10 protein-coding genes are annotated in these 12,253 nt (G+C 35.0%); 3 read left to right on the top strand and 7 right to left on the bottom strand.

The window, feature by feature from the left end; all coding sequences use genetic code 11:
- Positions 1-70: 70 nt before the first annotated feature.
- From PP176A_RS15640 to PP176A_RS15625, 4 genes are all read right to left on the bottom strand, one after another.
- Positions 71-1,408 (bottom strand): APC family permease, encoded by a 1,338-nt coding sequence (locus tag PP176A_RS15640; RefSeq protein ID WP_071141413.1) that lies wholly within the window; start codon positions 1,406-1,408, stop codon positions 71-73.
- Positions 1,409-1,458: 50 nt separating this feature from the next.
- Complete coding sequence (ortB, locus tag PP176A_RS15635; RefSeq protein ID WP_071141412.1) at positions 1,459-2,880, bottom strand: 2-amino-4-oxopentanoate thiolase subunit OrtB; 1,422 nt, start codon at positions 2,878-2,880, stop codon at positions 1,459-1,461.
- The gene (gene ortA, locus PP176A_RS15630; RefSeq protein ID WP_071141411.1) at positions 2,873-3,184 is read right to left on the bottom strand and encodes a 2-amino-4-oxopentanoate thiolase subunit OrtA; all 312 of its coding nucleotides are present in this window, start codon (positions 3,182-3,184) and stop codon (positions 2,873-2,875) included. Before ortA ends, ortB begins: the two co-directional genes overlap by 8 nt.
- A gap of 220 nt (positions 3,185-3,404) precedes the next feature.
- On the bottom strand, positions 3,405-4,751 hold the full coding sequence (locus PP176A_RS15625; RefSeq protein ID WP_071141410.1) for a sigma-54-dependent transcriptional regulator: 1,347 nt from the start codon (positions 4,749-4,751) through the stop codon (positions 3,405-3,407).
- A 372-nt stretch (positions 4,752-5,123) separates the two neighbouring features.
- On the opposite strand from PP176A_RS15625, the gene PP176A_RS15620 reads away from it, so the two are divergent.
- Positions 5,124-6,431, top strand: coding sequence for an IS110 family transposase (locus PP176A_RS15620; protein ID WP_071141409.1), 1,308 nt, complete (start codon positions 5,124-5,126; stop codon positions 6,429-6,431).
- A gap of 124 nt (positions 6,432-6,555) precedes the next feature.
- Here PP176A_RS15620 and PP176A_RS15615 read toward each other — a convergent pair whose 3' ends face one another.
- Entirely contained in the window at positions 6,556-8,628 is a 2,073-nt protein-coding gene (locus PP176A_RS15615; protein WP_071141408.1) for an ATP-binding protein, read from the bottom strand.
- 803 nt (positions 8,629-9,431) lie between these two features.
- Here PP176A_RS15615 and PP176A_RS15610 point away from each other — a divergent pair.
- A complete protein-coding gene (locus PP176A_RS15610) occupies positions 9,432-9,734 on the top strand; it encodes a type II toxin-antitoxin system RelB/DinJ family antitoxin (RefSeq protein ID WP_071141407.1) in 303 nt (100 codons plus the stop codon).
- 91 nt (positions 9,735-9,825) lie between these two features.
- Here the strand turns inward: PP176A_RS15610 and ltrA are convergent, their stop codons facing one another.
- Together ltrA and PP176A_RS16285 are read right to left on the bottom strand one after the other, a co-directional pair.
- Positions 9,826-11,070 (bottom strand): group II intron reverse transcriptase/maturase, encoded by a 1,245-nt coding sequence (gene ltrA, locus PP176A_RS15605; protein WP_071141406.1) that lies wholly within the window; start codon positions 11,068-11,070, stop codon positions 9,826-9,828.
- Between the two features lie 268 nt (positions 11,071-11,338).
- On the bottom strand, positions 11,339-11,479 hold the full coding sequence (locus PP176A_RS16285) for a hypothetical protein (RefSeq protein WP_159429075.1): 141 nt from the start codon (positions 11,477-11,479) through the stop codon (positions 11,339-11,341).
- Positions 11,480-11,578: 99 nt separating this feature from the next.
- Here PP176A_RS16285 and PP176A_RS15600 point away from each other — a divergent pair, with 99 nt between their 5' ends.
- Positions 11,579-11,908: a type II toxin-antitoxin system RelE/ParE family toxin gene (locus tag PP176A_RS15600; RefSeq protein ID WP_200796186.1), complete on the top strand. Its 330-nt coding sequence runs from the start codon at positions 11,579-11,581 to the stop codon at positions 11,906-11,908.
- Positions 11,909-12,253: the final 345 nt, after the last annotated feature.

Here is a 12,253-nt window from a genome sequence, read left to right as displayed (position 1 = left end):
TACTTTTTCACTGGTCCCGAAACGTCCCCTTGTCTTAAAATTTGGGGACATGCCTCCAAAACTATATAAACTATTTACTTGATTCTTCACATGTCCTATTATTACTTGCTCTTTTTATAAACATATAAACCGGCAGTCCTACTAATGTCACGATTAATCCGTAGATTGCATACCCGGTTGTGTTTATAAATGTATTTATACAAATATAAAGTGCTCCGGCAGCCCCTATAACAGGTACTATCGGAAATAGCGGAACTCTGTAAGTACCTTCTTTTAATAAATCTTTATGTTTTTTTCTGAGTACAAATACACCTATAATGCCTAAAAATATAAACATCCACGTTACAAAAACCAAAAGATTTGTGAGGGTGTCAAAAGTACCGGTCATAATATAACAAACAGCAAGAATGATTTGAATTAAAATTGCATTAGCGGGAGTTCCGTTTTTATTAAGCTTTGAAAAAAACTCTTTAAAAATAAATTTGTTGTCTCTTGCCATAGAATACGGCAAACGCGCACCGGTCAGCAAAAATGGAGCTAAACAGCCGAATATAGAAACCAATATCCCAAATGCTATAAATTTGGATCCAAATGAACCCAATAAGATTTCAGCTGCATCAGAAACAACCGTTGGGGAATTGATAATTTCTTCTATAGTCATGGTATTTAATACGGCTATATTTACACCAAGGTAAACTACTGTTATAATAGATAATCCAAAAAGAATTGCTTTTGGAAAATTTTTAGGCGCATCTTTAATTTCCCCGCCTAAATTGCAGACTGAAATCCACCCCTCAAATGCAAAAAGCACACCTAACATTGCAGCTCCAAAGCCTGAAGGAGAACTGCTTTCAGATACCATAGGCGAGAAAGCATGAACCTTCCCCAAGAAAATTCCGGCAATTATAATAACCGCTATAGGTACTAATTTTGCGACTGTTACGACTGAAGCAAATTTTGCACCTGCTTTGGTAGAAAGTAAGTTTATCAAGCCAAGCACTATCAAGACTATTATTGAGATAATTTTCTGTTCTGCAGGTCCGGCATTAAAGAAAGACGTGCACTGAGAAGCAAATGCAACAGCTAATGCTGCGTCCATCGCAGGAAAATAAATTAACACCTGTGTCCAGCCAAAAAGAAACCCCAGCTTTTCTCCGAATAATTTGTTTAAATATATCATAAGGCCACCTGTTTCCGGCATCGCAGAAGCAAGTTCAGCCATGCTGAGGGCACCGGCCATAGCTATTATTCCGCCGACTATCCAAGCAAGCAGTCCCAGACCCGGAGCCATGGTTCCTCCAAACACGGAAGACGGTTTAAAAAATACTCCGCTGCCAATAACTACTCCTACTACCATCATAGTAGCCTGAAACGGTCCTATCTCTCGTTTTAGTTCCTGTTTATCCATTTTAATCAGCTTTCCTTTCTATTTATAAATTTTTCGTAACCTTTTTATACTTATATTATTTCAATATTAAGTTCTTTTAAGACTTTTACAACGAAATCTTTATCCGTTTTTGTCTCTTCCATTAAAAATTCTACATCCTTTTCCGTAGCTCTTGTAGCGTTTACATGTTTTACCGCATTTTTTATATAAGAATGCTTTAACCTGCTCATATCGAAATACCTGGCTTTTATCTGAGAAGGATGCTCTGGAAGAATAATATTTTTACCTGGGATATCAGATTTTGGATCGCCAAATTTTAATTCTATTCCCATACTTTGAGCAAAAGATATTTGAGCAAGAGGATGTTTGCCTGCTCCTGTATACTCTGTTTCCTGCACTACAATAACCTGATCTTCATCAAGCTCCTGCGCCAAAGCAAAAGCGGCAGTCAGAGATGTATTCCCCGCAGGTCCGCGCTCCATTCCTTCCAGCACGGCCAAAGCTTCAGTTATATAAAATACCTCTCCCTGTTGGACAAGGAGATAGTTGTCCATATATCTTAATGCTCTTGCGGCACTTCTGGGTACATCAGAATGATCAGGATTTGTTGCATAAGGAACGCCAAACCCAGTATGACCGGTGGTAAACGATTTTCTGTTAAAGTCTATATCCGATGCCATATGCAGTCCAGTCAAATCCACACTGGCACCGTAAATTTTTGTATTCTTCGCTCCGGCACGGATTAACCCTCTGGCCGTGCCTGTTAAGTTTCCTCCTCCTGCATGTGTTGCAATAACATAATCAGGATCTTTTCCTAACTTTTCTCTGCATTGCGTAGCGATTTCATATCCTAAGGTTTCTACTCCGCTTATACCGAAAGTCGAATATAATGATGCATTAAAATATCCTGTTTCCTCTAATATTCGGAGAAAACTGTAATGAAGCTCTGGTCCGACGCTAAGCTGTACAACCTCTACCCCTAAGCATTCGCATTTTCTCATTTTCTCAAGAATTTCAGGCTGCCCTATCTTTTTAGAATCATAGCATTCCTGAACAATAATACATTTTAAATTTCTTTTTGCTGCCTGTGAAGCAACCGCCGCACCGTAATTTCCGCTGGTAGCCGCAACTATGCCTTTATATCCGTTTTTCGCAGCGTGATACGCTGAAATAGACGCACGGCGGTCCTTAAAACTTCCTGAAGGATTACACTGTTCATCCTTAACAAATATCCTTGCTCCCTTTCCCTTTGGAGAAATTTTTCTGACCAAAGCAGTAATGTTTTTCAATTCCAGTAACGGAGTATTACCAACTCCGGTTTCTCTTTGAATATCCGTGATCTCTTCAAAGCTGTAACCTGTTTCGCCCATCATTTTTTCATAATCAAAGGCTATTCCGCCGGATTCAAACTCAGAATAATCCATCCCCAGAGCTTTCTTTAAAATTTCATTGCTGCGGGCAGTTACAGCATTATAAGAATTCTTATTACTCATTTTTATTCCCTCCATTCATTATTTCACGAAGCTTTGCGTGGACTTGAAGCAGCTCCGGAACATAGCTTTTACCAAAACCATAAGTATAAGCGGGATTTACTTCTTCCAATATCCCTGTCAGCTTGCGCCCTGTTACTGTGGTGATTTCCACCTCTTCCCCGATTTTCCCGTCAGTATTGAGATATCCTTTCACCCACATGGAAAGAGGCGTAGCTTTCGTTTCATCAGGAATTTTACTTGTCCTCTCTTCAGGCTTCAAAACAACATTATGAATTTGAACCCATGTACCTTTTTTAATTAACAATTAAATAATACCTCCCTTTACTAAAAATAATTTTACCTACAGTTTTGATTAAGCAAGACTTGTGCCAGATTTTATTCATTGATTGAAAACATGATTTTCCATAATATAAGTCAGTATCTTACCTGATTTGCAGTCTCATAATAAAAAACAAGCCCATAAAAATTAAGGCCTGCTTTTTTAGTTCCGGAAATATATTTCTGTACATTCTGAAATTTATTTCTTATTTTATTTTGTATTCTACCATTTTATTATATAGCTGCCGACTGGTTATATCTAAGATTTCAGCAGCTTTGATTTTATTATAATTGCACTTTTCCAATACTTTTAAAATATGAGCTTTTTCTGCACATTGCCTTATTCCCTTAAGGGATAAATCTTCGCTGTAATCTATGCTAAAAGTGTTTAAAACAGGAAGGCCCGCCTCCGTAACATTGCCATCCTCAGACAGGACTACCAGTCTCTCGATTATATTCTTAAGCTCCCTTATATTACCCGGGTAATCGTATTCCAACAAAAACTTTTTTACATTCTTAGATATAGACTTAATTCTTTTCTTCTGCTCAGAGGCAAATTTATCAAAAAAAAACTCTATAAACATGGGGAGATCTTCTCTTCTGTTTCTTAAAGGCGGTACATATACTGAAATCGTATTTATGCGGTAAAACAAATCTTCTCTGAATCGTTTTTCCTGAACTTCCTTAACCAAATTTTTATTTGTTGCACAAACCAGCCTCAAATCTATTGGAATTTTTTTGTTGCTCCCTGCCCTCTCTATATATTTATTTTCAATCGTACGGAGAAGCTTCACCTGAGTTGAAGGAGAAAGTTCTCCTATTTCATCAAGAAAAAAAGTCCCTCCGCTTGCTTCCTCGAATCTTCCGATTCTGCGGTTAAAAGCCCCGGTAAAAGCACCTTTTTCATGACCAAAAAGCTCCGATTCCAACAAACTATCAGAAAAAGCCTGACAATTAACCGTTATAAGAGGGGCATTTTTTCTGTGACTGTTTTTATGCAAATGTTCTACTAAAATTTCTTTCCCCACACCGGATTCTCCCATTATAAGCACATTTGCATTGCTTAATGCCGTTTTTTCGATAATTCTTAAAACCTCTGAAAATTCACGGTTTCTTGTTTCCAATAAATACGAAGTTTTACCGATTCTATTCTTTAAAATATAATTTTCATTTTTAAGTTTTCTCATGGTTTCAACTTTTTTTATTTCTGCAATAAGGCTTTCTACATTATTTCCTTTTACAAAAAATCCAAAGGCACCTTTTTTCATGGCTTCAACAGCTTTATCAATTGTGCCGTAACCGGAGATCATTATTACTTCTGTCATTAAATAATCAGCCTTTATTTTATCCAGAAGCTCCATACCGCTTAACTCCGGCATAACCATATCAGTTAATACTAAAAAATACGTATGTTCGTCTAATAACTCAAACGCTTCCCTTACAGAGGAAACAGAATCAATCATATATCCTTCACTTTCAAGAATAATTTTCATGCTTTCTCTGAAATCGAATTCATCATCTACAATTAAAATCCGTGCTTTATCTGAAGTCATATGAATACCTCCTTGTATAATGATGATATAGTCATCAAGACTACTCATCTTTTGTTTATATCTTTTCATATCCGATAATAGAAGAAGGAATTCTTCCTTCATCAGATATTATCTAACTTATTTAACATGTCTGACGCTTCCTGATAGACTCCGGACTGATCATATTGTATAATCCTTAAGGATAGGACAAATAATGTTTTCCTCCTTGGGATGTCGGTTTTTACTGGCCTATACCCGTGATTTAGTCAATTAGTCCATTCAATGAGGTTTTATGATTCGGCTGGTTGGGAGCCTCAGGCTATACCCGTATAACCCGCAAGGTTGTGTACTCATTAGATGGAAATGGATTCCTATCGGAAAGGAGCTATTTTTATGTCAAACATTTTATTTCAAAATTTATTTATTTCGGTTGGTATTGATGTCGGTGCAGATTTTAGCTTTATGTCTATTGCGCTTCCTAACCGAACTTTTGTAGGCAAACCCTTTAAAATCCTACATTCTGATTTAATTTCTCTTTCTATGGCTGTTTCTAAAATCAAAGAAGCAGAAGAGATGTATTCTTTGGAAAGTCACATTTTCCTTGAATCCACAGGAATTTATCATTTCCCGCTCTTCTGCTATCTTCGTGATAAGGGATTTTTGGTATCCATCATTAATCCTATCATCACTAAGAATAGCACAAATATTAATATTAGAAAAGTCCATAATGATAAATTTGATTCAAAAAAAGCTGCTTTAATTGGTTTAAACCCTGATTTAAAAGTTTCTCTTATTCCATCGGATCTTGTTCTTGATTTAAGAAATCTTTCAAGAGAGTACTATGATCTGATGGATAACCGTTCTGCTTATGTTAATAAGCTTCAAGGTGAACTACGAATGGTATTTCCCCAGTTTTTAAAGATTTTCTCTAAAATTACTGTAAATATAGCTTTAACCTTATTGGAAAAATACACATCTCCAGATAAATTTCTCAGTGCTTCTAAAGATGAAATTGTTGCTTCTATACGCTCTACTGCACGCTTCGGTATTACTTACTCTGAAAAAAAGTATAATGCAATTATTAAAGCTGCAAATGAGGCAAAGGTTTTTGGTTATTCTGTAAACAGTAATTTTAAACGTATTCTTCTATACATCCGCTTTATCAGGCAGTATGATGCGGAAATCCAGGCTATACTTTCTGATATGCATGAATTAGTAAATTGCAGCGAAGATACTGACGTTGTAACGCAAATACATCTTATTGAATCCTTTAAAGGTGCCGGTTTCCTTTCAGCAGTAAGTTTAATGTGTGAAATTGGAGATTTCTCAGCATTTCAATCTCCAAAGCAACTATTTGCTTACTTTGGCCTAGACCCTGCTGTAAAACAATCAGGTAACTTTGAGGGCACTAAAATATCCATGTCTAAACGTGGTTCTCGTATTGCCAGAATGGTCCTTCATACAATGGCCCTAATCAGTATTAGCAGAAACAAAGATGGCTCAGCCAAGAATCCGGTATTGCGTGATTACTATTTAAAAAAATGCCAATCAAAGCCTAAAATGGTTGCTCTCGGTGCTGTTATGCACAAGGTCTGTAACATTGTATTTGCAATACTTCGTGATGAAAAAAAATTTGAAATCATCACACCAGAGGAACACCAGAAGAATTACTTAAAAGCGAGATGTGACATCGCTTTATAGTACAATTTCATATCTAAATTTTCGTTTTTTGATTACCTTTCAAAAGGCTTATTAAGATTACTCTTTTTTAGCCAAAAGGTAAATCAAATATTTTAAAATTTCTTATTGACAATTCTTAGCTGGACTAAATTTTCATATCTCTGTAATCCGGAAAAATTATTGTAAAAGTACTTCCCTTTCCTTCTTCGCTTTCCACCACAATTTCTCCTTTTAATTTATGAACCTCTTTATAGGCAATGTATAGGCCCAGACCTGTACCTTCACCTACTTCACGTTTTGTAAAAAAAGGATAGTATATATTTTCTATGTCTTTCTTTGATATCCCCACACCTGTATCAGAAACACCTATTACAATGTTGTCTCCATCTTTCTTGCAAAGTATTTTTAGCTTTCCTCCATTTGGCATGGCCAATATGGCATTTGATATTATATTAATCAAAATATGTCTTAAGCTCTCCTTATTTAAAGTTAACATACCTTCTATCCGGCAGTCGACAGTAATATCAATATTTTTATTCTTCATTAAATGAGACTGCAATTCTAAGATATCTTCAATAAACTTATCTAATTTGACCATTCCAACTTCTTCATCTGCCATACGAGAATAATTCAACAGGTTGTCTATTATTTTGGTAGCTCTTTCCACCGATGAATCTATAGCTTTAATACTTTTTTCTTGGATTTCTCCCGTCACTCCGGATTGTTTTTTTAATAAATAGACATAACTCTTAATAACACCCAGGGGATTTCTGATTTCATGAGCTATTCCTGCTGCCATTTGCCCTACATGTACCATTTTCTCTGCCTGTATCAATTTTCTTTGAGTCATATTTATCTCAGTTACATCTTTTATTACAAACAGGAGTTTTATCAATTCATTCTTTATATTATTAATTGGAAAAACCTCAACTTCAAATGAGCCTTCATTACTAAATTCAAATTTCGTTTTTTCCCTTTTCTTAACATTATCCCATATATGTTGAAAATTTTTCACCGGAAAAATCAAATCACAATAATCCATAATATTACTTCCTATAACTTGTTCTCTGGATAACTTGACAAAATGTGTAAAAGCCATATTTGCATTTGTGATTATGCCTTCGGAATCTGCAACCATCATAAAGTAAGCGAGTCCGTCCAAAATTGTCTGCAGGTCATTTTTACTGTTATACAATTCTTCTGTTCTGTTATTCACCTCGCGGTTAAGATTTCTGTTCCAAAATACCATCAGATAAAATAACAGCAAGAAAACAAACAGTACGGTAACGGTGACTATGGCAAGAAAATTCCATATTGAAGTATCGCTGTCAAAGGAAACGGATATTCCAAACCATTTTTGCTGGATTTTTTGAATTGTCCCTTTTTTTCTTATTTGAAGAATTGTTTTATTTAAAATTCTTTTTAGTGTTTCGTCTTTTTTATTTATGCCGAATACTACTTCTTTTTCATACAAAGTTGTATTTATAATTTTGAGCTTATTTTCTTTATCCATTCTGTCCTTAAAATACACTACAACCGGTTCATCTCCAACGACGCAGTCGATTTTATTCTCTAAAAGAAGCTTCATCGATTCTTCCATATTAGGTTTTTTCACCCACTGAACATTTATTCCCTTTTCTCTTAAAAATTCTTCTGCGTAATCTCCTTCGGGAGTAGACCCCTTTAGGCCTTCTAAATCATTGTATGAATCAATCCCCATATTAGATTGGTTAGTTATTATAATCGCACAAAGCCTATAAATCGGAGTGGTAAAAAGATACTTTTTACTACGTTCATCGCTGGGAAACATATCAAACATATTTATATTTCCATTTTCTAAGTTAATTAACGCTTCTTTAAATACATAGGGTTTCACTATTACCGGGACTTTCAATTCTTCCGAAATAGCATCTACAATATCTAAGGTTGTCCCTTTATACTGCCCTGTGTCAAGATCCACATATCTCAGAGGAGGAGAGTTGTTGTCCGCGCCAAAGACTATCTTATTTCTTTCAATCCAAGCCTTTTCTTCAATACTTAAAGGCATAGAATTTTCAATATATCCCACTATATCAGTGGAATATTTTTTCCTTACATGATCATTAACCACCAATAATAATAAGCAAAAAAGAACCGTTATAATAATAGCAGTAGAATAATTCATCAGAAAATCAATAATTGATTGTATTTTTTTATCCTTAATTTTTGCATATAACATAACAATTTTTCTCCTAATCTACAACATGATTACAAGCCGAATAAGTCCATGTATTTCCACACTTCATATTAGATCTAAACCAATTGCTTCGAAATTTTATAATCCTTAATATGTAGATTACAGATTCTGTTTTCACATACCAGTGTCACTTCCTTTTATTAATCAATGTCAACTTTAACAAATTATTCGACAATACATTATATCCATTCTATGATATACTGAACATTCCTTCTTACATTCCATAAATATTATAATATATTTTCTATATAAAAAGTGAAAGACGGTAAAAAAAATAAAACTTGAGCTTAATGCTATTTTCAGTCTTTTCCGATGTTTAAGGTGAAAAGAATTGAAGAAATAGAATTGAGGAGGAGTAATTAAAATATATAAAATCAGTGGGAATAATGAACGAATTCAAATGACTGAATTGAAAATCCAGATGAATTTTAAAACAAATCGTCTTTACAAATTTATCCTCACAAGTAATAAAATAATTGCAATTACCAAATATAGCGGCTGCAAGATGTAATGCATCTTTGTTTTTAGTATTCGATTTCTCAACTATATTTCTTGCTATCAATCTGATATCGTCATTGGGCATAATTATCTGCTTACATAAAGATGAAATTACCTGAATACGAAGTTCTCTGTCTGTAAAAGGAACTTAAATACATATGAAATTTTGCATAAGATACTTGAAAAAAATTAAGAAGGTTGCAGGAATTTTATATATACGAAATTATATTTATACTTGAAATGTAACTTCATATGCGTTACAATATAAGTGAAAGGAGTTGGTTATCATGGAAAAATCAACGACATTAAATCTTAGAGTTAACCCAGATGTGAAAACACGTGCAGAAGAAGTATTAACAAAACTTGGGATACCTATGTCAACAGCAATTGATATTTATTTAAGGCAGATTGCTTTAGCCGGCGGTATTCCTTTTGCTGTAACACTGCCGAAAGTACCTGCAGATCTAAATGCTGATTTGATGACTACGCAGGAAATTCACACAAAGCTTCAGGAAGGCTTTGATGATATAAAAGCTGGAAATATGCAGAATGCTGCCAAAGCTTTTGCTAATTTCAGGAAGACACGTTAAGATGAAACATTGTAGTCGAGTAGATAAGGGGAATTTCACCCTAAATCTCTCACAGAACCGTACGTGACAGTCTCCTGTCATACGGCTCTTATCATCCTATCGTCAGTGCAATCCCTTTTTCCCAGTGATAGAAACATGAAGGATTACCTTTAGCCCATCTTGCAAGAAATCTCCATGATTTACCCATGGATTTTCCTTTACCTTTATATTTGCGATGGACAAATTTCACAAGTGATATATTAATATAATCAAGGCTTTTTCGTGCCTCTCCAGAACCAAATACCATGAAATAATTCATCCAGCCTCGGATGATAGGATTCATCAGCTCTGCTAGCTTATTCATAGAAATAATTTTGCTATTCAATCTGATATCCTTTATCTTGCGGCGAAACATTTTCGATGATTCATTACTAACAGCTGGTGTAAATGCATTAAAGAAATTTCCATTCTTACTTTTTACATACCTTGTACGAAATGTATAACCAAGAAAATCAAAAGAGGTATACTCATAAGTTCCTTGGAACTTGTCACTTCTACAGTACACAATTCGAGTCTTATCCGGGTGAATTTCTAATCCACATAAATTCATCTGTTTATTAAGTCTATATAATAGGTATTTAGCTTGTTTCTCACTTACACAATGCACTACTCCATCATCAGCATATCTTACCCAGGGGTTATAAGGAAAATTGTGTTTCATCCAGATATCAAAAGCATAGTGCATAAATAAATTAGCAAGAACTGGACTGATGACCCCACCTTGTGGTGTTCCTGCCTTTCTTTCCTGAATACTTCCATCAGGCATTATTATCGATGCTTTTAGAAATCTTTCAATATAAAGTATTACCCACTTTTCGTTGGTATGAGCTTTAACAGCTTTCATCAAGAGTTCATGATTTATATTATCAAACAATCCAACTATATCAAACTCTAAGACCCATCCATATTTCCAACATCGTTCTCTAGTTACTCGTACTGCATCTATTGCTGAACGGTTTGGTCTATATCCATAGGAATTATCAAGAAAATTCTTTTCTACATTTGGCTCAAAGACCATTAGAGTTACCATTTGGGCTATTCTGTCATCAATTGTTGGTATACCCAATAGCCTTTTTTTACCGTTTTTCTTAGGTATTTCAACACCCCTTACAGCTTTTGAAAAGTAGCTGCCTGATGACATACGATTCCATAGTTTATACAAGTTATTTTTCAGCTCTTTTTCATAGTCATCAAAACTGATACTATCCACTCCACTAGCACCTTTGTTCGCTTTTACACGTTTGTATGCTGTTAGCACTAATTCTTGTGAAATTTGAAACGATTTTCCCTCGTTCATAAAATCCTCCCATTTCTGGTTGTTAAATTTGCGAGTTATGAATGATAGAACCCCTTCACTCCATCTTCATTACAAAGACTTCATCACTACTACGAGTTCTTCCGCACCTGTAAAGTTCATCGCTACTATCATCCTTGTCATTCTCTCGCTTGGATTTTCGCTTAACATTACTTTACAGGATTCTCCTGTTCCTTAAGAGAGCCTATGTCATGTTCCTAGAGTCTTTACACCGACAGCCGTTCAGTCAGTAACCAGATATCTTCTGAACTTATCCCATCTGTGTACAAAGCAAATGGTTTTGACTGTATTTTAGTATTAACGATGCTTCATCGAACACTTCACTTTCGTTTAGCTCCATGACACTTACCTGACTGTTCCAACAGCCTTTTGCCTTTGCGCTCAGTACCATAGCTTTTGACTACAGCACCCAAAGGTGGTTTGAAATCTATATCTGGATATCGATTCCGAGAGACCTACTCTCATCTCCCTTAAAGCATGTACCAATTTCTTGGCACTTCAGGACACACTTGTACAAATTACTCCCAAAGCATTGAACGACATGGAGGAAATTTATAATTATATTTCAGAGCATTTGTTGGCACCGAAATCTGCTATGGAGCTGTATAACCGAATTGCAGACGCAATTGAAAAGCTGGACGTGTTTCCTGAACGAATGAAAATCATGCAATCAGAACCGGAACATTCTATGGAATTAAGGCATATGATAGTTGATAAATATTCTGTGTTTTATGTAATAAAGGACGAATATGTTATAGTTACAAGAGTTCTGTATGGTGCTTCAGATATTAGCAAACGTTTGTCAGAAAATAATGATTAGATATAGCTACAGTTCAAAATATTATGTATAGATTAACTCTAAATGGCGAGAGCTATATAGAATAAAAAATAAAGCTGTTAACAGATAGGAGCTCTTAAACAAATGTTTACCTTTGAAAATAGAAATTTTTTTACCTGTATCTATTTTGTACCAATGGCATAAGCTATAAGCTACATTTTTATTGGTAATAAACTAGTGAAAATGTAGCTCTTTTCACATCTAAAGTAGTATTTGAAGTCTGCAGTACCCAATGGGTGCTGTATTGTTGCGTTTAATGATTAGAAAAGTCAATACAAAATAAAATAAAAATAAATAAGAGGAGGCTCCGATGGCAGCAAAAGAGAT

Source organism: Sporanaerobacter sp. PP17-6a, from assembly GCF_900095615.1.
Classification (GTDB): Bacteria; Bacillota; Clostridia; order Tissierellales; family Acidilutibacteraceae; genus Acidilutibacter; species Acidilutibacter cellobiosedens.
The sequence above is the reverse complement of the archived record's forward strand: the minus strand, read 5'-3'. Positions and strand labels throughout refer to the sequence as shown.